Source organism: Kribbella polygonati, assembly GCF_050320105.1.
Classification (GTDB): Bacteria; Actinomycetota; Actinomycetes; order Propionibacteriales; family Kribbellaceae; genus Kribbella.
In genome coordinates, this window is the sequence record NZ_CP190129.1 from 3,773,651 (window position 1) to 3,797,424 (window position 23,774).

Here is a 23,774-nt window from a genome sequence, read left to right on the forward strand (position 1 = left end):
CACCCTCGCCGCTCCCGGCACGCTCGTCGTGCCGGGAGCGGCGCTGTTGTGATGGCCTGGCGGTCCGGGCTGTTGACAGCGGCCATTATCGTTAGGAAGCTTTCCTAATAGTTACGTGCACCTCCTCCGCCCCGGACAATCCAGGAGACCCGCATGACATCCCGCCTGTTCGCGGCGGCGATCGCGCTCGCCGCCGGCGCGCTCACGCTGACCGCGCTCCCCTCCGCCACCGCCGCGTCCACCGACTACCAGGCCGAGGACGCGGCCATCTCCCAAGGCGTCGTCGAGTCCAACCACACCGGCTACACCGGCACCGGCTTCGTCAACTACGACAACGTCGCCGGCGGGTACGTCGAGTGGACCGTCAACGCCCCGGCCGGCCCGGCCGACGTCACGCTGCGGTATGCGAACGGTACGACGGCCACCCGCGCACTGGACTTCACCGTCAACGGGCAGCCCGGCGCCGTCGGCATCACGTTCCCCGGCACCGGCGCGTGGACGACCTGGAAGACCAAGACTGTCCGCCTCCAGCTCACCGCCGGTACGAACAAGATCCGCGCCCGCGCGACCAGCGCCGACGGCGGACCGAACGCCGACAAGCTGACCGTGACACCGACCACCGACGACACCACTCCCCCGTCGGCCCCCGGAAACCTGACCGTCGGCGACCTGAAGCCGAACGCCGCGACCTTCCACTGGACCGCCGCCACCGACAACGTCGGCGTGGTCCGGTACGAGATCAACCGCGGCGGCAACGTCCTGAAGGTTGTCGACGGCAACACCTTGTCGGCGACGGTGGACACGTTGACGCCGAACACTGCGTACGACATCTCGGTCGGCGCGTTCGACGCCGCGGGCAACGCCTCGCAGCAGAGCAATGTGGTCACGTTCACGACACCGGGCAGCGGGGACACGCAGCCGCCGACGGTTCCGGGGAACCTGCGTTCGACCGGGCTGACCGCGAACAGTGTGTCGCTGGCGTGGAACGCGTCCACCGACAACAGCGGCACCATCGAGGCGTACGACGTCTACCAGGGCTCGACGAAGGTCGCGTCGACCGGTTCGCTGACCACGACGGTGACCGGGCTGACCGCGAACACGGACTACACCTTCACCGTGCAGGCGCGGGACCCGGACGGGAACTCGTCGGCGCCGAGCAACGCGGTGACCGTCCGTACGTCGGCGAGCGGCAGCGGCGGGATCCCGGCGTACGACAAGGACATCGCGAAGGTCGACCTCGGGTGGAGCGTGGCGTTCCTGCCGGACGGGTCCGCGCTGGTCACCGAACGGGACCGGTTCGAGGTCCTGCGGGTGACACCGAGCGGGCAGAAGACGACGCTCGGGAAGGTGCCGGGCGTGGTGACCACCGACGGTGAGGGCGGTCTGCTCGGGGTCGCGCTGTCGCCGAACTTCGCCACCGACCACTGGGTGTACTTCTACCACACGGCCTCCGGCGACAACCGGATCGTGCGGATGAAGTACGAGAACGGCACGCTCGCCACCACGTCCTCGCCGGTACTCACGGGGCTCGCGAAGAACCGGTACCACAACGGCGGGCGGATCGCGTTCGGGCCGGACGGGAAGCTGTACGCGACCGTTGGTGACGCCAAGAACTCCGGGAACGCGCAGAACAAGAACTCGCTGAACGGCAAGATCCTGCGGATGAACCCGGACGGCACCGCGCCGAGCGACAACCCGTTCTACAGCAGCGGCGGGAACGCGCGGTACGTGTGGAGCTGGGGACACCGCAACCCGCAGGGGCTGGCGTGGGACTCGCGCGGGCAGCTGTGGGCGTCGGAGTTCGGCGAGAACAGCCAGGACGAGCTGAACCTGATCCAGAAAGGCGGCAACTACGGCTGGCCGGCCTGCGAAGGGACGATCGGGGACTGCGGCGGGTACGTCGCGCCGAAGCGCACCTGGCCGACGTCGCAGGCCGGACCGAGCGGGATCGCGATCGTCAACGACTGGATCTACATCGCCGGCGTCACCGGTGAGCAGTTGTGGGTCACGAAGATCAACTCGGCCGGCAACGGCGTCGGCACCCCACAGGCCGTCTTCTCCGGGCGCTGGGGCCGCCTCCGCAGCGTCACCCACTCGCCCGACGGCGGGCTCTGGCTGACCACCACCAACAACGACAAGAACGGCGGCACACCGTCGACGATCGACAACCTGATCGTCCGGCTGAAGTTCTCCTAGGCGGCACCGAGCACGCGATCGAGGATTCGGTCGAGCAGGCGGAGGGCGTGCGGCTCGTCCAGCTGGTCGAGCAGCATCTCCGCCTGCAGGCCGAACGCGAACGCGATCAGCAGTTCCGCGTCCGCGAACGCGTCGTCGGACGTCGTCGCCGGGTCCGCGCCGAGGATCGACGCGAGCAGCGACTCCAGCGCGGGGTCCGCCGTACGGGCGATCTCCTGCAGTTGCGGGTCGGTGAGGAAGCGGACGAAGTACGCCGACTGGACGACGTACCGGCGGCGGCGGTCCTCGTCGAGGGGCAGCAGCTCCAGCAGGATCGCGCGGACCAGTTCGCGCGTGGAGATGTCGTTGCCCAGGGCCCCAATGCGTTGCCGGGCGGTCGACTCGGCGTCCTCGTTGAGGATCTCGAGGGCGGCGAGCAGGAGGGCCGTGCGGTTGCCGAAGTAGTACTGGACGAGGCGCATGGAGACGCCGGCCTCGTCGGCGACCTGCCGGAGCGTGACCGCCTCCAGCCCGACCCGCCCGGCGAGCCGCCACACCGCCTCGGCGATCTGTCGCCGCCTTCGGGACTTGTTCTCCTCGCTCGCCATGCACTCCTCCGGTTCTTGGTGCGATCGTATCAAAACATGCTATGGTGCGATCGCATCAAGAATCTCGGGGAAGGAACTGACTGACATGTGGACCGGTGTACTCGTGGCGGCGATGATCGTGGCGGCGATCGGTGGTCAGGGCGCGATCCGCCTACTGATCGACCACCACGACCGCGGCCTGACGAACTGGCTTCCAGGCGGCTTCACCGGCGCCCTCGTCGCCGACCTCGCCCTGCTGGCCGCCGGCCTGACCTTTGCCGCCATCGCCGACGCCCACCGCCCCAAGACCGAACCCAAATGACCCCCCGCCACCTACTCCCCCTACTCACCGCAATCGCCACCGCAGCAGCCCCACCCGTCCCCGCACCCCCGGCACAGCCGACCGGAGCACCTCACTCCGCCAACACAGCACCCGCGTCCCACACGCCCACACCCCCAACCGCAGCTCTCCCCACCCGGGCCGCGCTCGCAGGTGGCGGGGCGCCTGCCGGCGCGACGGCAGGCGCCCGTCGGGCAACGCTGGCCGGAACGGCGACACCCGCCGATCGCACGACATTCGCCGGAACGGCGGCACCCGCCCGCGCGACAACGCTCGCCGGAACGGCGGCACCTGCCCGTGGGACAACGCTCGCCGGTGGGACGACATCCGCTGGGACGGCGGCGTCCGCCCGTGCGACAACGCTCGCCGGAACGGCGGCACCTGCCCGTGGGACAACGCTCGCCGGTGGGACGACATCCGCTGGGACGGCGGCGTCCGCCCGTGCGACAGCGCTCGCGGGTGGGGCGACGTTTGGCGGGAGGGCGGGGTTTGGGGAGGGGGTGGGTGTGGATGGGGTGGCGGGTGGGGGTCGGGTGGTGGTGCGGGTTGGGGAGGGGGTTTTGCGTGGGGTGGAGGATGCGGCCAGCGTGCGGTTTCTTGGGGTGCCGTTTGCTGGGGGTGGGCGGTGGCAGGCTCCTCGGCCTGCGGCGCGGTGGAAGGGAGTGCGGGCCGCGGATCGAGCCGGTGCGGTGTGTGAGCAGGATCCGAGAACGCTTGAGCCGGGGGCGACGGCGAGCGAGGACTGTTTGTACTTGAACGTGACTGCGCCCCGGCGGCCCGCCGGCAAACCGCGGCCTGTGATCGTCTACATCCACGGCGGCGGCTTCGTGCAGGCCAGCGGTTCGTACCTCGACGCGCGACGGATGGCGGTTCTCGGCGACGTCGTCGTGGTGACGCCCAACTACCGCCTCGGCATCTTCGGCAACCTCGCGCTCCCCGGCATGCCCGAGGTCAACCTCGGCCTGCAGGACCAGCTCGCCGCGCTCCGCTGGGTCCAGCGGAACATCCGCGCGTTCGGCGGCGACCCTACGAACGTCACCCTGTCCGGCGAATCCGCCGGCGCGCTGAGTACCTGCACCCACCTCGCCTCCCCCGCGGCCGCGGGCCTGTTCGCGAAGGCGATCATCTCCAGCGGGTCCTGTACGACGTCGTACGCCCCGTACTCCATCGACAGCCACATCCCCGTCGAGGTCACCACCTGGAACGACCGTACGACGACCAACGCCATGGGTACCGCCACCGCGAAGTCCCTCGGCTGCACCGACGAACGGACCGCCCTCAGCTGCCTCCGCCGCCTCCCGGCGAGCCGGCTCGTGCCGTTGACGAGCCAGTTCGGCCTGCTCTCGATCGGTACGCCGACCGTCCCGCAGGCACCGTCCACCCACCTCCGTGCCGCCTGGGCCCGCCACATCCCGGTACTCGCCGGCAACACCGCCGACGAACACCTCAGCTGGATCCTCCCGGCGTACCCGCACGCGACCGCGACGACGTACCGCCAGCTGCTCCGGTCCAGCTTCGGCGACCACGCCGCGGCCGTCCGACGCGAGTACCCGCTGACGAACTACCGGTCGCCGATCGTTGCCCTGGGCCACATCTACTCGGACCGCAACTGGATCTGCCGCACCGCCGAGGCGCAGCGGGTGTACGCCCGGACCGCGCCGACGTGGACCTACCTGTTCGCCGATCCGGAGGCGCCGACGATCGACGGCACCGTCGTACCGCGTCCGTCGACGCCGCACGGATCGGACGTCGCGTACACGTTCCCGGACCCGGCGATCCCGCTCACCCGGGCGCAACGCGCGGTCGGCGATCGCTTCATCCGCGCGTGGACGACGTTCGCCCACACAGGCACACCGGCCGCGAACTGGCCGGCCACGCAGGCCTATCAGTTCGCCCCACGAGACAGCCGGGCCGACCTCGACACAACGCACCACTGCACCTTCTGGCGCACCGTCAACTAACTCAGCACGAACTGCCCGCACTCCGGATGGAACGCGGCGGCACGCTGGACCGCTTCGGGCAGCGGTACGTCGTACGCGCGCAGGAAGAAGAAGTTGGTGACGAACGCGAGCGCGGCCGTACCGTCGGGAGCGTCGCTGGGCGCGATGTAATGCGCTGCGCCGGCGGCATGGAAGGCGGGAGCGAGCCGACCGGTTTCGCAGCCGAGGTTGATGATCGTCTTGCCGGCGAGCTGACCGTGCGTACGTAGGTCGTCGGCGGTGATCGGTGGTTCTTCGGGGACGAGGATCGTGCCGTCGTCGCCGTGGCAGGAGAGTACGACGGTGTCGTCGGTGGGGAGGTCGCCGGCGAGGAGTTTGGCGAGTTCGGTGCGGGAGCCGATCCAGTGGGTGGTGGTGCGGTAGTTGAGGCCTTCCAGGGTGGCGCGGACGGCGTTCGCCTCCAGGGCGTCGCCGAGGGCGATGATCGTGAGGTTGGATTTCGCGACGTACGGGATCATCGGGCGCGGCCGAAGTCGGCGTACGCCGGGATGCCGGTGGTGAGGGCGTGTTCGGCGGCCGTCAGGCGGCGGGTCATCGAGGGGCGGAGGTGCGGGGCCGCCTCGGTGAGGGTGAGGAAGTGGTACGCGCGGGCCTCGGTGGGGTCGAGCGTGAGGGCGGGCGCGTCGAGGACGCCGCCGTCGAACACGAACGCGAGCGCGTCGGACCACGGGCCGAGCGCGGGGACCCAGTCGACGACCAGCAGGCGGCCGATCTCCAGGGCGAGGCCGATCTCCTCCTCGACCTCGCGGCAGCACGCCTCGTACGGCGACTCGTCGTACTCGACGATGCCGCCCGGGATGTCGAGCGTCGGCTTGTACGTCGGCTCCAGGAACAGGATGCGCCCGGCCCGGTCCCGGATCAGCGCACCCCCGGCGGCGGTCTTCCGCGGCATCCGCGCGGCGATCCCAGGGTTGAACTCCTTCTCCGGCTCACCCTCGGCAGCAAGATCACTCTGTCGGTCCACCGGTCTAGTGTCACCCGAGAAGGAGGTACAACGATGCTTCGAGGACGATCCGCGAAGGGGCACTGGTTCGGAACGGTGGTCGACGCACCGGATCCGCAGGCACTCGGCTTGTTCTACCACCAGGTGCTCGGCTGGGAGATCCACCGGAACGAACCGAACGAGTTCGTGCTGGCCGTGCCGGGGAACTCTGAGACCTACCTGTCGTTCCAGCCGCAGACATCGGCGCCGTGGGCGCGGCCCGTCTGGCCGGCGGCCGAGGGACAGCAGCAGATGATGATGCATCTGGATATCGAGGTCGGTGAGCTGGAGACGGCTGTGGAGCACGCAGTGGAGCTCGGCGCTACGCTTGCCGACTTCCAGCCGCAGCCGAACGTTCGGGTGCTGTTCGACCCGGCCGGGCATCCGTTCTGTCTCTACACCTGATCGAGGCGGCGGGTCATCCAGATCGAGTTGCCGCGCTCGGCGTCCTCCGTGACGCGACCGCTGTTCTTGAAGCCGAGCTTCTCCAGCACGCGGAACGATGGTGCGTTCCACTCGCGGACGGTCGCCCACAGACGCTTGCGACCGGTTCGGGCGGCCGCCTCCAGCACGGCCCGGGCCGCCTCTGTGGCGTACCCGTGGCCGTGGGCTCGCTGCGCCAGTTCGTACGCGATCTCGGGCTCGTCGTACGTCGCCTGTCCGACGGTGAGGCCGCAGTACCCGAGGAACTCGCCCGTACTCCGCAGTTCGATCGGGAGCAGGCCCAACCCGGGGTCCGCGGCGAGCGGGTTGTCCGTCAGCCAGCCGCGGATGACCTCGACCGTCGGGTTGCCGTCGGCATCGATCCGGCGCAGGGCACGGTGGTCGCGTTCGGCCCAGAGCGCGCGGTAGTCCTCGGCGTCGGACGGGCGCCAGCGGCGCAGGGACAGGCGTTCGGTGGTCAGCTCCGCCGGGAAGTCGTCGTACACGTGGTCAATCTAGTTCCCGTTGATCAGGATTCGAGAAGCGCCCAGGGTGCTGGGCTCGTAGTGTTCTGAGCAACGACGAAACGAGAGGCACTCCGATGGCATCCACGAAGAAGCAGTCCTACACCGGGTTCACCAAAGCCGAGCAGGACGCGATGAAGGAGCACGCGAAGGACCTGAAGAGCACCCAGGACCCGGCCGTCGCGCAGGCCGAGAAGATCGCCGCGATGGCGGACGCGGACCGCGCGATCGCCGAGCGGCTGAACGAGCTGATCCTCGAGGCGGCGCCGGAGCTGAGCCCGAAGCTCTGGTACGGGATGCCCGGCTGGGCGCTGGACGGCAAGCTGATCTGCTTCTTCCAGGACGCCGCGAAGTTCAAGTACCGGTACGCCACGCTCGGTTTCAGCGACAAGGCGCAGCTGGACGACGGCGACCTGTGGCCGACGTCGTACGCGCTGACACAGCTCACCCCGGCGCTCGAGAAGCAGATCGTTGCCCTGGTCAAGAAGGCGATCGGCTGACCGTGACCGATCCGGTGGCGGAGGCGTTCGCGGTACTCGTCGGCGGGGGCCTCGCCCGGCGCGAGCTCGACCGCGGCGGGCGCATGCTGAGGTGGGTCGAGGCCGGGAGCGGTACGCCGGTGGTGCTCGAGGCCGGGGCGATGTCGCCGGTGGTGTCGTACGCCGCGGTGTTCCGGGAACTGGCGACCGATCATCGGGTGATCGCGTACGACCGCGCCGGGTACGGCGTGAGCGATCCCGCTCCGCTGAGCGTCGAACTCCAGGTCGGCGATCTCGTCGCACTGCTCGACGAAGTAGGTCCCGCGGTGCTGGTAGGCCACAGCTGGGGCGGCCTGCTCGCACAGCTCGCAACCTGGGAGCGCCCCGACCTGATCCGCGGCCTCGTCCTCCTGGACCCGTCCCACGAGTCTTTCTGGGACAACGCCGACCCGATGCCACACCCGGACCGAACCAAACCACCAACAACCAACCCACACCACCAAGAACTCCTCGAAGCAGCCCACGAACTGGCCGCAGACATCACCCGCAGCATCTCCCCACCCACCAACCCCGCCACCGCAGGCTCGGACGACAACATCACCACCCCGCCGAGCGACACCGGCTCCGCCGGCAGTAGGTCGGTGGGGAGCGGCGCCGCCGCCGGGTCAGGGAATGCCGGCTGTAGGTCGGTGGGGAGCGACGCCGCCGCCAGGGCAGGGAATGCCGGCTCCGCCGGCAGTAGGTCGGTGGGGAGCGGCGCCGCCGCCGGGTCAGGGAATGCCGGCTGTAGGTCGGTGGGGAGCGACGCCGCCGCCGGGTCAGGGAGTGTCGGTGCCGGAGAGCTGGTGGGGGGTGTGCCGGTGATCGGTGGTTTGGATTTGGTGGGGGCTTGTCTTTCCTATGTGGAGACGGACGAGCAGTTGTTTACCTACTTGGACGAGTTGCCGATGGTGCTGGACAGTGTTGGTGAGTTGCGGGAGCGGCGGGGGCGGGGGACCTGGACGGGGCTTCCTGTTGTGTTGTTGACGGCTACCAAGGGGCGGGCGGTTGAGTGGACGCCTCGGGTGATTGCGGTGCAGGAGCAGTTGGCGGTGGAGTGCAAGGGGCGGCATCAGGTGGTGCCGGAGTCGGGGCATTACCTGCAGATCGACGTGCCGGAGCTTGTGATCGCCTGTGTACGGGAGGTAGGCACCTGAGCGCGTGGCAAAATCTGCCGGGTGTGGATCGGGATGCTGGGGCCGTTCGAGGTACGGGCCGACGACGGGAGCGCCGTCGACGTACCCGGGGCGCGCCTGCGTGGGCTGCTGATCGCGTTGGCGCTCGACGCCGGGCGGGTGGTGCCGAAGGCGACGCTGGTCGACTGGATCTGGGGTGAGCAGCCGCCCGCGGACGCGGCGAACGCCCTCCAGCGCCTCGTCTCCCGCCTGCGCAAACTCCTCCCGGTCGAGGGCCACACGGACGGCTATCGCCTGCGGGTCGACCCGGACAGCGTCGACGCGCTCCGCTTCGAACGGCTCCTGACCCGCGCCCGCACCGACCAGAACCCGCAGGGCGTCCACCTGCTCCGCGAAGCCCTCGCCCTCTGGCGCGGCCCCGCGATGCAGGACATCGGCCTCACCGAGAGCGGCGCGTTCGACGCCGCCGTGACCCGCCTCGACGGCCTCCGGCTGGCCGCGACGGAGGACCGGTACGACGCCGAGATCACGCTCGGCAACGGCGCCGACCTGGTCACCGAGCTGACCGACCTGGTCACCGCGCACCCGGTCCGCGAACGCCTGGTCGCCGCCCTGATGCGCGCGCTGGTCGCCTCCGGCCGCGACACCGAGGCGCTGCGCGTGTCCGAGCGAACCCGCGAGACCCTCGCCGACGAGCTCGGTGTCGACCCGTCCCCCGAGCTGTCCGCGCTGCACGTCGCGCTGCTCCGCGGCGAGCTGGTACGCCGGGACGAGAAGCGCAACACCAACCTGCGCGAGGAGCTCACGACATACGTCGGCAAGGACGCGGACATCGCCGCCGTCCGCGACCTGGTCGCCGGGCACCGCCTGACCAGCCTGATCGGGCCGGGCGGCTCCGGCAAGACCCGGCTCGCGACCGAGACCGCCCGGACGATGCTGGGTGATCTGCCCGACGGCGCGTGGATGGTCGAGCTGGCGGCGATCGGCGCCGACGGGGACGTGGCGCAGGCGACGCTCGGCGCGCTGGCGCTGCGGGACGCGCTGCTCGGCGACGTACCGGAGGCGGACCCGACGGACCGGGTGATCGCCGCCGTCCGGGAGCGGTCGATGCTGCTGATCCTGGACAACTGCGAGCACGTGATCGAGGCGGCGGCGACGTTCGCGCACCGCGTGCTCGGCGAGTGCCCGCGGCTGCGGGTGCTGGCCACCAGCCGGGAGCCGCTCGGGATCACCGGCGAGGCGTTGTGGCCCGTCGTACCGTTGGCGCTCCCAACGGAGACGGCGGATCCGGCCGAGATCGGCGCGTCCCCGGCGGTCCGGCTGCTGCAGGACCGGGCGAGCGCCGTCCGCGCGGATCTCGCGTCGGACCCGGCGACGATGGCCCGGATCTGCCGCGCGCTGGACGGGATGCCGCTGGCGATCGAGCTGGCCGCGGCGCGGTTGCGGACGATGTCGCTGGAGCAGCTGGCGAACCGGCTGGACGACCGGTTCCGGTTGCTGACCGGCGGGAGCCGTACGGCGCTCCCCCGGCATCGCACGCTGCGGGCGGTGATCGACTGGAGCTGGGAGCTGCTGTCCGACCTGGAACGGTCGGTACTGCGGCGGCTGTCCGTGTTCGCCGGCGGCGCCAACCTGGAAGCGGCCGAGCAGGTCTGCGCGGGCGGCGAGGTCGAGTCGTGGGAGGTGCTCGACCTGCTGACCGCGTTGACCGAGAAGTCGCTGGTCGTCACCACGGACGACCAGCGGTACCGGCTGCTCGGCACGATCAAGGAGTACGCGCAGCAGCGGCTGGAGGAGGCGGGCGAGACCGACGCGACCCGCCGTACCCATCTCGGCTACTTCACCGAGCTGGTCGAGACCGCGGACCCGCACCTGCGCCGTACCGAACAGCTGGCCTGGCTGGCGATCCTCGAGCCCGACCACGACAACATCGCCGCCGCGATGCGGGGCGCGCTGACCGCCGGTGAGGCCGTCGGTGCGATGCGGCTGGCCGCGGCGGCGGGCTGGTACTGGTGGTTCGCCGGGCACAAGGTCGAGGGCAACGAGTTCCTGCTCGCGGCGCCCGCGCTGCCGGGCGACGTACCGGACGACACCCGGGCCGTGGTGTACGCGTTCGTCACCGGGATCATGACGTCTGGCCGCGGGCGGGACGAGTACGACGCGGAGGACTGGATCCGGAAGGCGGCCGAGATCAGCCGGCGGATCGACAACCCGCACCCGGCCGTGACGATGTCGCAGGCGCTGGAACGGCTGCTGGAGGGGCCGGACCAGTTCGTGACGGCGTTCGAGGACCTGCTGACCGACGACGATCCGTGGGTACGGGCGCTGGCGCGGCTGCAGACCGGGAAGATGCGGATCATGCTCGGCGACGGCGACCCCGGCGCGGACGAGGCGCTGGCGGCCGCGCTGGAGGAGTTCCGCGCGATCGGTGAGCGCTGGGGGATGTCGTTCGCGCTGACCGAACTGGCGGACCGGGTCGCCGTGCGCGGTGATTTCGCCGCCGCCTGCGCGTACTACGAGCAGGCGATCGCGGTCGCGGCGGAGGTCGGCGCGACCGAGGACGTCGTACGGATGCGGTCGCGGCAGGCACAGCTGTACTGGCTGGCCGGCGACGAGGACGCGAGTACGGCGGCGATGGCCGAGGCGCAACGGAAGGCGGAACGGGTCGCCTGGCCGGAGGCGCTGGTCGAGCTGGCGTTGTACAAGGCGGAGCTCGCGTACTGGAAGGGCGACCTGGCGGAGGCGCGCCGGCAGCTCACCCAGGCGACTACCTTGCTCGGCCGCGAGGCGGAACGGGCGAATCTGCGGGCCACGCTCGAGGACCGGCTCGGCTACCTGGCGACGGATCTCGACGAAGTACGCAAGCACCGCGGCGCGGCGTACCAGGCGGCGATGGAGGGCGGGCACCTGCCTGGGATCGCGCAGACGCTGGTCGGGATCGCGGATCTCGCGCTGCGGACCGGCCAGGACGAGCAGGCCGCCCGGCTGCTCGGCGCGAGCGCCGCCGTCCGCGGGCTGCCGGACCGGTCGAACCCGAACGTCGACCGGATCGAGCAGGAAACGCGCCGGCGCCTCGGTGACACGAGGTTCACCGAGGCGTCCGACGAGGGCAGGCAGGCGAGCTGGCGAGAGCTGGCCGAGGTCACGCTCGCTTCTTGAACGTCGAGGTCGCCCAGACGTACCCGACGACCGCGATCCCGAGGCACCACGCGAACGCGGCGATCAGGTCACCGGTGTGCGGTGCGCCGTTCAGCAGGCCGCGCAGCGACTCGATGATCGGCGTGAACGGCTGGTACTGCGCGAACTGCTTGACGCCCGGGCCCATCTTGTCGGCGGGCACGATCGCGCTGCTGAAGAACGGCAGCATCACCAGCGGCACCGAGGCGAGTCCGGCGGTCTCCGGGCTCTTCGCGAACAGCCCGAGCGCGACGGTCAGCCACGCGGTCGCGACCCCGAGCAGTACGACGAGGCCGATCACGCCGAGCCACTGCGCGAAGCTCGCCGACGGGTCGAAGCCGAGCGCGAACGCGACGCCGATGATCGCGGCGATCGCGATCAGGTTGGTCAGCACGCTGGCGATCACGTGCCCGGTGAGGACCGCGCCGCGCGGCACGTCCATCACCTTGAAGCGGTTGATGATGCCCTTGGTCATGTCGGAGTTCACCGCGGTCGCGACGGCGCCGAGCCCGTAGCAGACCGCCAGCAGGAGCATGCCGGGCGTCGCGTAGTCGACGTACGGGACGCCGACGCTGAACGCGTCGCCGAGCATGTAGACGAACATCAGCATCACCACGACCGGCATCAGGACCGCGTTGAAGACCGACGTCGGGTTCCGGGCGATGTGCTTGAGGTTGCGGCGCAGCATCACCATCGAGGGGTTCTTCATTTCGCTACTACCTCCGTGGTGTCGTGGCCGGTCAGGGCCAGGAAGACGTCGTCGAGATCAGGGGTGTTGACGGAGAACTCGCCGGCGTTCAGCGAGTACTCGTCGAGGCGGTCGAGCAGTGCGCGGACGGAACTGGTGCCGCCGTCGCTGGGGACGCGCAGCGTGAGCGCGTCGTCGTCGCGGGTCGAGTCCGGGAAGATCCGGGCGGCCATGTCCAGGTCCGCGACCGAGTCGAAGCGGAACCGGACGTGCGTGCCGGGCAGCTGCCGCTTCAGCTCGTCCGGGGTGCCCTGGGCAACCAGCCGGCCCTTGTCCAGCACCGCGATCCGGTCGGCCAGCTGGTCGGCCTCGTCGAGGTACTGCGTGGTGAGGAAGATGGTCACGCCGTCGGCCAGCAGCTCGCGGATGATCGTCCACATCGTCCGCCGGCTGCGCGGGTCGAGACCCGTGGTCGGCTCGTCGAGGAAGATCAGCTGCGGGTTGCCGACCAGCGTCATCGCCAGGTCGAGCTTGCGGCGCATGCCGCCGGAGTACGTCGCCGCGGTCTTGTCGGCCGCCTCGGTCAACTCGAAGCGCTCGAGCAGATTGTCGACGATCCGCTTGTCGGCAGTCACCGGGCTGAGGTCCACCATCAGCTGGAGGTTCTCGCGCCCGGTGAGCAGCTCGTCGACGGCCGCGAACTGCCCGGTCACGCCGATCGCCGACCGGACCGCCTTGGCGTCGGAAACGACGTCGTGCCCGGCGACCCGGACCGTGCCGCCGTCCGCCTTGATCAGAGTGGTCAGAACGTGCACCGTTGTGGTCTTGCCGGCCCCGTTCGGGCCCAACAGCGCGAAGACGGTACCCGCGGGAACATCGAAGTCGATGCCGTCGAGTACGGTCTTGTCACCGAATGCCTTGCGCAGTCCTGTGACCGCGATCGCCGAAGTTGTCATGGGACCACCATCCGAGGGGCCCCTGACACGCACCTGACACGCCGCCTACACGTGTCAGCGTCATCCTGACGCCGGTGTCACCTCCGCGGCGAGCGAGGCGAGCAGGCGGATCTTCTCGGCGGAGGGTGAGCCGGGTTCGGCGGTGTAGAGCATCAGGATCAGGCCGGGTTCGGCGGTGACGGCCAGTTCTTCGTACGCGAGGGTGAGGTCGCCGACCTCGGGATGGCGGAAGCGTTTCGTGCCGGTGCCATGGGTGCGGACGTCGTGCGAGCCCACAGCCGGCGGAAGGTCTCGCTCTGGGTGGACAGTTCGCCGACCAGGTCCTGCAGGGCGCGGTCGTGCGGGTCGCGGCCGGCCTCGGCGCGCATGATCGCGACGCACATCTGCGCGAACAGGTCCCAGTCCGGGTAGAAGTCCCGCGACGCCGGATCGAGGAACTGGAACCTGGCGAGATTCGGCGTCCGGCCGCCTTCGCCGATCACCGGTGAGTAGAACACCCGGCCGAGGGCGTTGGTGGCGAGCAGGTCCTGCCCGGGGTTGCGGACGAACGCGATGCCGTCGGTGATCGCCTCGAGCGCCCAGTGCAGGCTGGCCCGCGACGTGGTCTGCGCGGTTGTCCGGCGGCGGGGCCGGCCGGAGGTCGGGATGCCGTCGGCCGCGCGGGCGAGGTCGAGCAGGTGCGCGCGTTCGGTGTCGTCCAGCCGGAGTGCCTGCGCGATCGCCTCGAGGACCGCGGACGATGCTCCGGCGATCGCTCCGCGTTCGAGTTTGGCGTAGTACTCGATGCTGACCCCGGCCAGCATCGCGACCTCGCTGCGCCGCAGGCCGGGGACGCGCCGCTGACCGACCACCGGGAACCCGACGTCGGACGGCGTCAGCTTCGCCCGCCGCGAGGTCAGGAACTCCCGCACCTCGGCCCTGTTGTCCATGCCATCGACAGTACCGGCGACCACGCCGCCGAGGGATGTACTGCTGGTACACCCCACAAGCGGGCCTTCTTCGCCGTCGCTCCGGGCGCTTGCATGGAACCGCGAGCGATGCCGAGAGGAACCCGATGAGCCTGACCGCCGAGCGAGACACCCGCAGCGGGGCCGTACTGACCGTGACCGTGCTGAGTGCCGTCGTACTGATCACCGCGATCGCCCCGCTGGCCACCGACATGTACGTCCCGGCGTTCCCGCTCGTCGCCCGCGACCTCGACGCCGGCGCCTCCGAAGTACAGCTGACGCTGACCACCTTCTTCGTCGGCATGGCGCTCGGCCAACTGCTCGGCGGCCCGGTCTCGGACCGGACCGGTCGCCGGCGTCCGCTCCTGGTGTCGCTCGCCGTACTGACCTTGGCGTCGGCGCTGTGCGCGTTCAGCCCGTCGATCGGCCTGCTGATGCTCGCCCGGCTGGTCCAGGGGTTCAGCGGCGGCTGGGCGATGGTCATCGCGCGTTCGGTCGTCGTGGACCTGACCTCGGGGGCGCGGCTGGTCCGGACGCTCAACCTGGTCTCCGGAATCGCCGGCGTCGCACCGATCGCCGGACCGCTGGTCGGCGCGGCCGTCCTGCAGCTGTCGCACTGGCGCGTGTCGTTCTGGATCGTCGCCGCGCTGGCGGCGCTGATGGTCGTGACGGTCGCGCTCGGTGTACCGGAAACGCTCCGGCGCCCCGGTACGCCGCCGCGCTGGTCGGGTCAGGTACTGCGGAACCGCGCGTTCACCGCCTACCTGGTCGTGTTCGCGTTCTCGATGGGCACGATCTTCGCGTACGTCGCGACGTCGGCGTTCGTGCTGCAGTCGATGAACGGCCTCTCCCCCGTGATGTACTCCGTCGACTTCGCGGTCAACGCGGTCGGCCTGACCGTCGCCACGCTGATCGCCGCCCGGCTGGCCGATCGGGTGCCGACGCGAACCGTCGTCGGCGTGGGCCTGATCGCGACCGCCGTAGCAGGCGTGGCGCTGCTGGCCGGCGCGGTCTGGTTCGGCATGCCGCTCCCGGTCGCACTGGCCGGGTTCTTCGTCCTGATGACCGCCCAGGGCTTCATCGGCCCGAACGCCGGGGCACTGGCCTCGGCGCAGGTCCCCGACCATCCCGGTACCGGCTCGGCGCTGCTCGGGTTCCTGCAGTGGTGCATGGCCGGCGTTGTCGCCCCGCTCGCGGGCCTCGGCGGCGAGCGTACCGCCGTACCGATGGCGGCCATCGTGCTCGCCCTGACCACCTTTTCCCTGCTTGCTCTCAACACCTGTCAGAAAGGTTCCCTCCCATGCGTGGAGTCATGATGTACGGCCCCGGCGACGTTCGCGTCGAGGACCGTCCCGATCCGGTCGTCGAACTGCCGACCGACGCAGTCATCCGGCTGAGCGCGACCTGCGTCTGCGGCTCCGACCTGTGGCCGTACCGCGGCCACGACACGCTGGACGGGCCGGCGCCGATGGGCCACGAGTACGTCGGTGTCGTCGAGCAGATCGGGTCCGCGGTGACCACCGTGAAGCCCGGCGACTTCGTGATCGGCTCGTTCTTCGCGTCCGACGACACCTGCGAGATCTGCCGCGCCGGGTACCAGTCGCGCTGCGTCCACGCCGTACCGATGGGGGCCATCGGCACCCAGTCCGAGCTGGCCAGGGTACCGCTCGCGGACGGCACGCTCGTCGCCGTACCGGGCACACCCGACGCCGAGCTGATCCCTTCGTTCCTCGCCGCGTCGGACGTCCTCGGGACCGGCTGGTTCGCCGCCGTCGCCGCCGCGGCCGGTCCGGGCAAGACGGTCGCGGTCGTCGGCGACGGGGCGGTCGGTCTGCTCGGTGTGCTCGCCGCCAGGCAGCTCGGCGCCGAACGGATCATCGCGATGAGCCGGCACGAACCGCGCCAGCAGTTGGCGCTCGAGTACGGCGCGACCGACATCGTCACCGAACGCGGGGACGAGGGCGTCGCCCGGATCAAGGAACTCACCGGCGGGTACGGCGCGCACAGCGTCATCGAGGCGGTCGGCACCCAGGAGTCCATGCTGCAGGCGATCCGCGCGACCCGCGCCGGCGGCCATGTCGGATACGTTGGTGTCGCCCACGAGGTGAGCCTGCCCGGCGACGAGCTGTTCTTCTCCGGCGTGCACCTGCACGGCGGACCCGCGCCCGTCCGCCAGTACCTGCCGACGCTGATCGACCTGATCACCCGCCGCGCGATCGACCCCGGCAAGGTCTTCGACCTCAGCGTTCCGCTGGAGGACGCAGCCAAGGCCTACGACGCGATGGACCAACGCCAGGCGATCAAGGCACTGCTGCAGCCTTAAGGAATCAGCAGTAGTTTCCCGGTCGTACGGCGGGACTCGAGGTCGCGGTGGGCCTGCGCCGCATCGGAGAGGGCGTAGCGGGCGCCGATGCGTGGGGTCAGCCGGCCCTTGCGGATGAAGTCGAAGAGTTCGTTCGTACGGCGGACCAGGGCCTCGCGGGTCGGTACGTGGTCCGCGACGGCGGGGTACGACAACAGGATGCTGTTCGGGAGCTGCGACGGGTCGAACGTCGGGTTCCCGATCAGTACGCCGTAGTACGCGTGCACGCCGTGCCGGCGGAGCGAGAGCTGCGACGAGCGGAACGTCGCCGCGCCCGCGCCGTCGTACACGACGTGTGCGCCCGCTCCGTCGGTCAACGCCCGTACCCGGTCCTCGAAGCCGCCGCCGCTCGACACCAGCACGTGATCAGCGCCCGCCTCGGCCGCGGCCTGGACCTTGTCCTCGCGGGAGACCAGACCGATGACGCGACCGCCGCGGGCCTTGATCAGCTGGGTGAGCATCATCCCGACCCCACCGGCGGCGGCGTGAACGACGGCCGTGTCGCCCGGCCGGATCGCGTACGTCTCGGTGGTGAAGTGGTTCGCGGTCAGCCCCTGCATCAGCACGGCCGCGGCGGTCTCGTCGTCGATCTCGTCCGGCACCCGCACGAGCACGTCCGCCGGGATCACGAGCTGCTCGGCGTAGCTCCCCTGGTGGTACCGCCACACCACCCGATCGCCGACGGCGAAGTCGCTCACCCCGGCGCCGAGCGTGGTCACGACGCCGCTCCCTTCGACGCCGATCACGGTCGGGATCGACCAGGTGCGCACCGGCATCCGCCGTACGCCGGTGTCCATGAAGTTCACCCCAGCGACCCGGAGCCGTACGCCGACCTCACCCGGGCCGGGCTCCGGGTCGGGGAACTCGGTCCAGGTCATGACTTCGGGGCCGCCGTACTCGCGGACGAACATCGCATGCATGGTCCCGACGCTAGGTCGGCCAAAATGGACCGGCAAGTACAGAACGCCGCCAGCTCAGAACCAGCTGCCGATCGCGGCGCCGATGCCGCCGACAAGCCGCGCATCCCCAACGGCCGCGACCGCCACGGCGACTGCCCTTCCGGCTCCTTCTCGAGCACCAGCACCGACCCGTCGGCCAGGCCGACCTCGCAGGCCAGCATGAGTCCCACGGGGCCCGCACCTACTATCACCACGTCGTACATCGTCGTCTCCTCTCTTGGTGCAACCACGGTCACAACCAGGCCGCACGGGCCGCTGGCACGGCGCTGTCGCAGCGGGCTCAGTAGTACGACAGGACACGGCACCGATTTGTCTGGTCGCCGAGCCGGGCATAGCGTCACAGAGGTGCAGAACATCCTGTTCCTGATGACCGACCAGCATCGCGTCGACACTCTTGGTGCCTACGGCAACCAATTCGGTACGACGCCGAACCTCGACGAGCTGGCCCGGACCGGGACCAGGTTCGACCGCTGGTACACGCCGACCGCGATCTGTACGCCGGCCCGCGCGAGCCTGCTCACCGGGCAGGCGCCGTTCCGGCACAAGCTGCTGGCGAACTACGAGCGCAACGTCGGCTACATCGAGGATCTCGGCGCGGGGACGTTCACGTTCTCGCAGGCGCTGCGCGACCGCGGGTATCAGTGCGGACTGATCGGCAAGTGGCACGTCGGCACGAACAGGTCCGCGGGCGACTTCGGCTTCGACGGCCCCGACCTGCCGGGCTGGCACAACCCGGTCGACCACCCGGGCTACCTGGCCTACCTCGCGGAGCACGGCTTCCCGCCGTACGAGATCTCCGACCGGATCCGCGGCACGCTGCCGAACGGCGGCCCGGGGAACCTGCTCGCGGCCCGCCTGCACCAGCCGGTGGAGGCGACGTTCGAGCATTACCTCGCCACGCGGGCGATCGAGCAGCTGGAGTCGTACGCCGGGGAGCCTTTCTTCCTCGCACTGCACTTCTTCGGCCCACACCTGCCGTACATCCTGCCCGACGAGTACTTCGATCTGGTCGATCCGGCGGCGGTCGAGCTGCCCCGGTCGATCGCCGAGACGTTCCAGGGCAAGCCGCCGGTGCAGAAGAACTACAGCGCGCACTGGACGTTCGACACGATGCCGATCGAGACGACGCGCAAGCTGATCGCGGTCTACCAGGGGTACGTGGCGCTGATCGACTTCGAGATCGGGCGGGTCATGGCCGCGATGGAGCGGCTCGGGCTGACCGACGACACCGCGGTCTTCTTCACCTGCGACCACGGGGAGTTCACCGGTTCGCACCGCCTGCACGACAAGGGGCCGGCGATGTACGAGGACATCTACCGCACGCCCGGGCTGCTCCGGGTCCCCGGCCGGCCCGCGGGCGTCGTACGGAACGAGTTCGTCAGCCTGCTCGACTGCACGGCGACGATCCTCGAACTCGCCGGCGCCGACCCGACGCCGGCGGTCGACTCACGCAGCCTGTTGCCATTGGTGACCGGAGAGCCGGTCGACTGGGCGGACGACATCGTCTGCGAGTTCCACGGTCATCATTTCCCCTATCCACAACGGATGCTGCGCACCGACCGGTACAAGCTGGTCGTCAACCCGGACTCGGTCAACGAGCTGTACGACCTGGAACTCGACCCGGACGAGCTGCTCAACGTGTACGACCACCCGGAGCAGGCCGCCGTACGGTCCCGGCTCATGCGCCGCCTCTACGCCGTGCTGCGGGATCGTGGCGACAACTTCTACCACTGGATGACGTCCATGTACGACGTCGGCGACGTCACGTACGACCCGTCGCTGAGCGGGCTCGACGAGTCGACATACGGGAAGTAACGCTGTCGGATAGGGCCGAGGGTGTTCGTTGCAGGGGTGAGAGCACCTACAACGAGGAGAACATCATGTCTGCGACGTACACCTTCGACATCTTCAGCAGCCTGGACGGGTTCGGGTCGCACACCGGCGACTGGGGCGGCTACTGGGGAAAGCAGGGGCCGGAGTTCCTGGCGCACCGGCTGGAGCAGTACAACCAGGACCAGCGGATGGTGCTGGGCGGCGAGACCCACCGGTTGAACACGGTGCTGCTGGCCGGCGGTGGGGAGGCGCTCGACCCGTGGGTACGGCGGATGCGCGAGCTGCCGACGACCGTCATCTCGTCCACGCAGCGGGACTCGCCGGGCGTGACCGTCGTCAGCGGTGACGCCGTGGAGGCGGTACGCCGGTTGAAGGAGGTGTCCGACGTACCGCTGCGGTCGCACGGCAGCCTGACGCTGAACCGGGCGCTCCTCGCCGCGGGACTGGTCGACCGTATTCAGGTGACGGTTTTCCCAGTCATCACAGGGCAAACCGGCGTCCAACCGATCTTCGCCGGCGGGCCCGACCTCGACCTGGAGCTGCTCGAGTCGCGCACGCTGGACGGCAACACGCAGGAGCTCACGTACCGTCCGACGCTGCACGCGTGAGGCCGGCGGTGAAGACGGCGACGGTACGGCGGGCGTCGTACCGCTCGTCGTCGTTCGCGCCGATGCACAAGTTGCCGATCGCCCGCATCAGCTCGAGCGCCTCGACGTCGAGGCGGTTGACTTCGCCCGAGGCGCGCGCTGCGGCGAGCAGCTCGGCGCAGACCGGCAGCAGCTGGTCGAGGAAATACGTATGCAACGCGTCCCGCTGGCTCAGCGCGTCCGGCAGCCCGTGCTTGGTGACCAGGAAGTCGACGAACCCGTCGATCCAGCGGAGCAACGCGGCGTACGGCGTGGCCTCGGACTTCAGGTACCGCGGGCCGAGCTGGACCAGCGCCTCCACCTGGTGCCGGTAGACCGCGACCACCAGGTCCGCCCGACTCGGGAAGTGCCGGTACACCGTGCCGACACCGACCCCGGCCCGCGCGGCGATGTCGCGCACCGGCGCGTCGATCCCCGCCGCCACGAACGCCGCCGCAGCTGCGTCGAGCAGCGCCTTCTCGTTCCGCCGTACGTCCGCGCGCCGGCGTGGGGTTGCCTCCACCGATCCTCCCTTGTAAATCGGAACATCGTTCCGTATTGTCGAATACGGATCAGCGTTCCGCTTCGATCTCATCATGACACTTTCGGAGGACACATGCAGTACCGCACCCTCGGTCGCACCGGCGTCCAGGTCAGCACCCTCGCGCTCGGCGCGATGAACTTCGGCGCGATCGGCCGCACCGGCCAGGACGAGACCACCGCCATCGTCGACGCCGCCCTCGCCGCCGGCATCAACCTGATCGACACCGCCGACATGTACTCGAACGGCCAGTCCGAGGAACTCGTCGGCGCCGCCATCGCCGGCCGCCGCGACGACGTCGTACTCGCCACCAAGGCCGGCCTCCCGATGGGCGAGGACCGCAACCACCGCGGCGCGTCCCGGCGCTGGCTGACGACCGCCCTGGAGAACAGCCTCCGGCGGCTCGGAGTCGAGTACGTCGACCTCTACCAGGTACACCGCTGGGACCCGACGGCGAGCGACGAGGAGACGCTCTCCGCACTCACGGACCTGCAGCGCGCTGGCAAGATCCGGTACTTCGGCACGTCCGAGTACCCGGCGTACCGGCTGGTCGAGGCCCAGTGGGCGGCCGAGCGCCACCACCTGAGCCGCTTCACCACCGAACAGCCGAGCTACTCGCTCCTCCAGCGTGGCGCGGAGACAGAGGTGCTACCTGTCGCCGAACAGTACGGCCTCGGAGTGCTGACGTGGAGCCCGCTGGCGTCCGGCTGGCTGTCAGGCGCCGTACGCGCGGGTCAGGCGGTGACCACCAGCCGATCCGCCTTCATGCCGGACCGCTTCGACCCCACCCTCCCCGCGAACGCCGCCAAACTGGACGCCGTCGAACAACTCGCCAAACTCGCCGACCAGTCCGGCCTCACCCTCATCCAACTGGCCCTGGCCTTCATCACCACCCACCCCGCCGTCACCAGCGCCCTGATCGGCCCCCGCACCCTGGACCACCTCAACTCCCAACTGGCAGCCGCCGACACCACCCTCACCCCCGACATCCTCGACGCCATCGACACAATAATTGCCCCCGGCACCGACCTCTCCCCGACCGAGAAACACTCCGTCCTCCCGGCCCTCACCACCCCAGCCCTACGCCGGCGGCCGATCAGCGGCGCGTGAGGTGAGTGAGGGCCACTCGCTCACGGACGCGGCGATATAGGCAAGGTCCCGCAGGTAGCCGGCACCGTGGCGCCACGGCTCTGCCTGTTCCCATTGCGCCCGCCAGCCCGGTCGGTCCTCGGCCGCCCAGATCCGCATCGTGTCGTACGCGGCCCGCACCCGCGCGGGAATCATCTCGAGGAGGCTGTCCCACTGTTGCCGCGAGCAACCGTAGGCGTCCCGCACCAGCGCAAGACGCTCACGCACCGGAACCGGGCCCGGCCTGCCCATCGGCCCGAGGTTCTCCGGCGCGGCCAGCGGTACGAAGGTGTACGCGAGGTACGCCAGATCCCACATCCGCGGCCCGGGCGCCGCCGCATCCCAGTCCACGAACGCCACCGCCGTTCCGTCCTGAGCGATCAAATTCCAGGGCGCGGTGTCGTTGTGACAGATGACCTCCGGCTCGCCAACCGCGACCGGCGCCGACTGCCACCTCGCGGTTTTCGGCGCCCAACCCTCAACTGCGTCGTGATACCTGCGCAACAGCGCGGCTGCGCTCCCCAGCAGCGCATCCTCGAACACCGTCGGCCTCTGACCCGCCACCTTCGAGAGGATCTCGCGTCCCTCGTCGTCGATGCCGAGGAAGCGCGGCGCCCCGGTGAACTCGCGCGACTCCAACTCCAGCAGCAGTTCGTGGACCGACCCGGACCACGGCCCCACCGGGCGGCGGATCGTCTGCCCGAGCTGCACAACCTCGTTGATGCCGCCGTCGAGACGCTGTTCCCCAGCCATACGTCATGCTCCCACGAACAAACCGGGTGACGGGTGGCGTGGGGGTCGGGAGAATGCGGGGGTGGATGAGGTTCAGGTTGTCGTGGCGCACAGTGAGCGGGCGACGCTGCGGGTCGGGGACGTGTTTCTGAAGGTCGACGGCAATCAGCGGAACCTGGACGTCGAGGTTGCGGCGTTGGAGTTGGCGCCGGTGCCGACGCCGGAGGTTCTGTGGCGGAAGCCGCACGTGCTGGCGCTGGCTGCTGTGCGCGGGACCGCGCTCGGGCGGCTCGGGGAGCCTTCGCCGGCGTCGCCGGACGCGTGGGCCGCGGCGGGTGCCGCCGTACGGAAGTTGCATGAGGCACCGTTACCGCCGTGGCCTGCGCCGGGCAGCGGGGTGATCACCGAGTGGCTCGACCGTGAGTGCGAGTGGCTGATCACCAACGAGGTGCTGCCTGCCGAGGTGATCACGCGCAACCGGGAGCTCGCCGAGTTGGCGTTCCGGCCGTGGGAGCCGGTGTTCGCGCACGGGGATCTGCAGATCACCCACGTGTTCACCGAGGACGACGAGGTCACGGGCATCATCGACTGGTCGGAGGCGAGCCGGGGCGACCCGTTGAACGACCTCGCCAGCCTGACGCTCGGGCACGAGGAATGCCTCGACGACCTGCTCGCCGGGTACGGCGCCGACGTGGACGTCGACGTGATCCGCGCCTGGTGGTCGCTGCGCAGCCTCCGGGCGTCACGCTGGCTGATCGAGCACGGCTTCGACCCGAACGAGCCGGGCGGCGAGTTCGACGTACTCCGGGCGGCCTACGAACGGTCGTAGTGCGACGGCGGGAACGGATGCCGGTCGGTGAGCGGGTAGATCTCGCCCTCCGACTCCTCCCGCCGCAGCTCGGCCTCGGACTCCTGGTACTCCTCGGTGTCCCGCAGGTCGGTGGGTACGGGCGCGTCGGTCGCCGGCGGTACGTCGTCCGGGTCGTACGCGTCGACGCCCGCCTCGACCCGTTCCTCCTCGGTACGCCGGGCCAACTCGTCGTCGTCCGGGTTCCGCGGCGCGCCGCCGTGCTCGCGCCGGTCCCGCCGGGCGTTCTCGGTCGTCTCGAAGGGTTCGTCGGTCATGGCTCCTCCTTTCGA

General features: G+C 70.1%; 23 protein-coding genes and 1 pseudogene. 13 read left to right on the forward strand and 11 right to left on the reverse strand.

The window, feature by feature from the left end; genetic code table 11:
• Positions 1–153 precede the first annotated feature (153 nt).
• Positions 154–2,196 carry a PQQ-dependent sugar dehydrogenase gene (locus ACQHIV_RS17870; protein ID WP_427895720.1) on the forward strand — a complete coding sequence of 681 codons (2,043 nt, stop codon included), beginning with the start codon at positions 154–156 and terminating at the stop codon, positions 2,194–2,196.
• Here ACQHIV_RS17870 and ACQHIV_RS17875 read toward each other — a convergent pair.
• Positions 2,193–2,783 (reverse strand): TetR/AcrR family transcriptional regulator, encoded by a 591-nt coding sequence (locus ACQHIV_RS17875; RefSeq protein ID WP_427895722.1) that lies wholly within the window; start codon positions 2,781–2,783, stop codon positions 2,193–2,195. The genes ACQHIV_RS17870 and ACQHIV_RS17875 overlap by 4 nt on opposite strands.
• Positions 2,784–2,868: 85 nt before the next feature.
• Between ACQHIV_RS17875 and ACQHIV_RS17880 the strand changes: the two genes are divergently transcribed.
• Together ACQHIV_RS17880 and ACQHIV_RS17885 are read left to right on the forward strand one after the other, a co-directional pair.
• A complete protein-coding gene (locus ACQHIV_RS17880) occupies positions 2,869–3,084 on the forward strand; it encodes a hypothetical protein (RefSeq protein WP_427895724.1) in 216 nt (71 codons plus the stop codon).
• On the forward strand, positions 3,081–5,063 hold the full coding sequence (locus tag ACQHIV_RS17885) for a carboxylesterase family protein (protein WP_427895726.1): 1,983 nt from the start codon (positions 3,081–3,083) through the stop codon (positions 5,061–5,063). Before ACQHIV_RS17880 ends, ACQHIV_RS17885 begins: the two co-directional genes overlap by 4 nt.
• Here ACQHIV_RS17885 and ACQHIV_RS17890 read toward each other — a convergent pair.
• Both ACQHIV_RS17890 and ACQHIV_RS17895 read right to left on the reverse strand, forming a co-directional pair.
• Positions 5,060–5,560, reverse strand: a complete 501-nt coding sequence (locus ACQHIV_RS17890; protein ID WP_427895728.1) for a hypothetical protein — start codon at positions 5,558–5,560, stop codon at positions 5,060–5,062. The genes ACQHIV_RS17885 and ACQHIV_RS17890 overlap by 4 nt on opposite strands.
• Positions 5,557–6,066: an NUDIX domain-containing protein gene (locus tag ACQHIV_RS17895; protein ID WP_427895730.1), complete on the reverse strand. Its 510-nt coding sequence runs from the start codon at positions 6,064–6,066 to the stop codon at positions 5,557–5,559. Before ACQHIV_RS17895 ends, ACQHIV_RS17890 begins: the two co-directional genes overlap by 4 nt.
• Positions 6,067–6,099: 33 nt before the next feature.
• Here ACQHIV_RS17895 and ACQHIV_RS17900 point away from each other — a divergent pair, with 33 nt between their 5' ends.
• On the forward strand, positions 6,100–6,489 hold the full coding sequence (locus ACQHIV_RS17900) for a VOC family protein (protein ID WP_427895732.1): 390 nt from the start codon (positions 6,100–6,102) through the stop codon (positions 6,487–6,489).
• Here ACQHIV_RS17900 and ACQHIV_RS17905 read toward each other — a convergent pair.
• A complete protein-coding gene (locus tag ACQHIV_RS17905; protein ID WP_427895734.1) occupies positions 6,480–7,013 on the reverse strand; it encodes a GNAT family N-acetyltransferase in 534 nt (177 codons plus the stop codon). The genes ACQHIV_RS17900 and ACQHIV_RS17905 overlap by 10 nt on opposite strands.
• A gap of 95 nt (positions 7,014–7,108) precedes the next feature.
• Between ACQHIV_RS17905 and ACQHIV_RS17910 the strand changes: the two genes are divergently transcribed.
• From ACQHIV_RS17910 to ACQHIV_RS17920, 3 genes are read left to right on the forward strand one after another with little or no spacing between them, the layout of a single operon-like run.
• Entirely contained in the window at positions 7,109–7,531 is a 423-nt protein-coding gene (locus ACQHIV_RS17910; protein ID WP_427895736.1) for an iron chaperone, read from the forward strand.
• A gap of 2 nt (positions 7,532–7,533) precedes the next feature.
• Positions 7,534–8,706 (forward strand): alpha/beta fold hydrolase, encoded by a 1,173-nt coding sequence (locus ACQHIV_RS17915; RefSeq protein ID WP_427895738.1) that lies wholly within the window; start codon positions 7,534–7,536, stop codon positions 8,704–8,706.
• Between the two features lie 21 nt (positions 8,707–8,727).
• A complete protein-coding gene (locus ACQHIV_RS17920; protein ID WP_427895740.1) occupies positions 8,728–11,844 on the forward strand; it encodes a BTAD domain-containing putative transcriptional regulator in 3,117 nt (1,038 codons plus the stop codon).
• Here ACQHIV_RS17920 and ACQHIV_RS17925 read toward each other — a convergent pair.
• The 3 genes and pseudogenes from ACQHIV_RS17925 to ACQHIV_RS17935 all read right to left on the reverse strand — a co-directional run bounded on the left by ACQHIV_RS17925 (position 11,828) and on the right by ACQHIV_RS17935 (position 14,435).
• Complete coding sequence (locus tag ACQHIV_RS17925) at positions 11,828–12,571, reverse strand: ABC transporter permease (RefSeq protein WP_427895742.1); 744 nt, start codon at positions 12,569–12,571, stop codon at positions 11,828–11,830. The two genes, ACQHIV_RS17920 and ACQHIV_RS17925, sit on opposite strands and share 17 nt — an antisense overlap.
• The gene (locus ACQHIV_RS17930) at positions 12,568–13,506 is read right to left on the reverse strand and encodes an ATP-binding cassette domain-containing protein (RefSeq protein WP_427895744.1); all 939 of its coding nucleotides are present in this window, start codon (positions 13,504–13,506) and stop codon (positions 12,568–12,570) included. The genes ACQHIV_RS17925 and ACQHIV_RS17930 overlap by 4 nt, the downstream gene beginning before the upstream one ends.
• Positions 13,507–13,566: 60 nt before the next feature.
• Positions 13,567–14,435, reverse strand: a pseudogene (locus ACQHIV_RS17935) (helix-turn-helix transcriptional regulator).
• A 125-nt stretch (positions 14,436–14,560) separates the two neighbouring features.
• Here ACQHIV_RS17935 and ACQHIV_RS17940 point away from each other — a divergent pair.
• Both ACQHIV_RS17940 and ACQHIV_RS17945 read left to right on the forward strand, forming a co-directional pair.
• A complete protein-coding gene (locus ACQHIV_RS17940) occupies positions 14,561–15,769 on the forward strand; it encodes a multidrug effflux MFS transporter (RefSeq protein ID WP_427895746.1) in 1,209 nt (402 codons plus the stop codon).
• A complete protein-coding gene (locus ACQHIV_RS17945) occupies positions 15,754–16,776 on the forward strand; it encodes a zinc-dependent alcohol dehydrogenase family protein (RefSeq protein ID WP_427895748.1) in 1,023 nt (340 codons plus the stop codon). The genes ACQHIV_RS17940 and ACQHIV_RS17945 overlap by 16 nt, the downstream gene beginning before the upstream one ends.
• On the opposite strand, the gene ACQHIV_RS17950 is transcribed toward ACQHIV_RS17945, so the two are convergent.
• Complete coding sequence (locus tag ACQHIV_RS17950; protein WP_427895750.1) at positions 16,773–17,735, reverse strand: quinone oxidoreductase family protein; 963 nt, start codon at positions 17,733–17,735, stop codon at positions 16,773–16,775. The genes ACQHIV_RS17945 and ACQHIV_RS17950 overlap by 4 nt on opposite strands.
• 384 nt (positions 17,736–18,119) lie before the next feature.
• On the opposite strand from ACQHIV_RS17950, the gene ACQHIV_RS17955 reads away from it, so the two are divergent.
• Together ACQHIV_RS17955 and ACQHIV_RS17960 are read left to right on the forward strand one after the other, a co-directional pair.
• Positions 18,120–19,589 carry a sulfatase-like hydrolase/transferase gene (locus ACQHIV_RS17955; protein WP_427895752.1) on the forward strand — a complete coding sequence of 490 codons (1,470 nt, stop codon included), beginning with the start codon at positions 18,120–18,122 and terminating at the stop codon, positions 19,587–19,589.
• Between the two features lie 65 nt (positions 19,590–19,654).
• Positions 19,655–20,215, forward strand: a complete 561-nt coding sequence (locus tag ACQHIV_RS17960) for a dihydrofolate reductase family protein (protein ID WP_427895754.1) — start codon at positions 19,655–19,657, stop codon at positions 20,213–20,215.
• Here ACQHIV_RS17960 and ACQHIV_RS17965 read toward each other — a convergent pair.
• The gene (locus ACQHIV_RS17965; protein ID WP_427895756.1) at positions 20,187–20,756 is read right to left on the reverse strand and encodes a TetR/AcrR family transcriptional regulator; all 570 of its coding nucleotides are present in this window, start codon (positions 20,754–20,756) and stop codon (positions 20,187–20,189) included. The two genes, ACQHIV_RS17960 and ACQHIV_RS17965, sit on opposite strands and share 29 nt — an antisense overlap.
• A gap of 93 nt (positions 20,757–20,849) precedes the next feature.
• On the opposite strand from ACQHIV_RS17965, the gene ACQHIV_RS17970 reads away from it, so the two are divergent.
• The gene (locus tag ACQHIV_RS17970) at positions 20,850–21,884 is read left to right on the forward strand and encodes an aldo/keto reductase (RefSeq protein ID WP_427895758.1); all 1,035 of its coding nucleotides are present in this window, start codon (positions 20,850–20,852) and stop codon (positions 21,882–21,884) included.
• Here ACQHIV_RS17970 and ACQHIV_RS17975 read toward each other — a convergent pair.
• Entirely contained in the window at positions 21,855–22,655 is an 801-nt protein-coding gene (locus tag ACQHIV_RS17975; RefSeq protein WP_427895760.1) for a phosphotransferase family protein, read from the reverse strand. The genes ACQHIV_RS17970 and ACQHIV_RS17975 overlap by 30 nt on opposite strands.
• Before the next feature lie 61 nt (positions 22,656–22,716).
• Between ACQHIV_RS17975 and ACQHIV_RS17980 the strand changes: the two genes are divergently transcribed.
• On the forward strand, positions 22,717–23,463 hold the full coding sequence (locus tag ACQHIV_RS17980; RefSeq protein ID WP_427895762.1) for an aminoglycoside phosphotransferase family protein: 747 nt from the start codon (positions 22,717–22,719) through the stop codon (positions 23,461–23,463).
• On the opposite strand, the gene ACQHIV_RS17985 is transcribed toward ACQHIV_RS17980, so the two are convergent.
• On the reverse strand, positions 23,448–23,759 hold the full coding sequence (locus ACQHIV_RS17985) for a hypothetical protein (protein ID WP_427895764.1): 312 nt from the start codon (positions 23,757–23,759) through the stop codon (positions 23,448–23,450). The two genes, ACQHIV_RS17980 and ACQHIV_RS17985, sit on opposite strands and share 16 nt — an antisense overlap.
• Between the last annotated feature and the right edge of the window lie 15 nt (positions 23,760–23,774).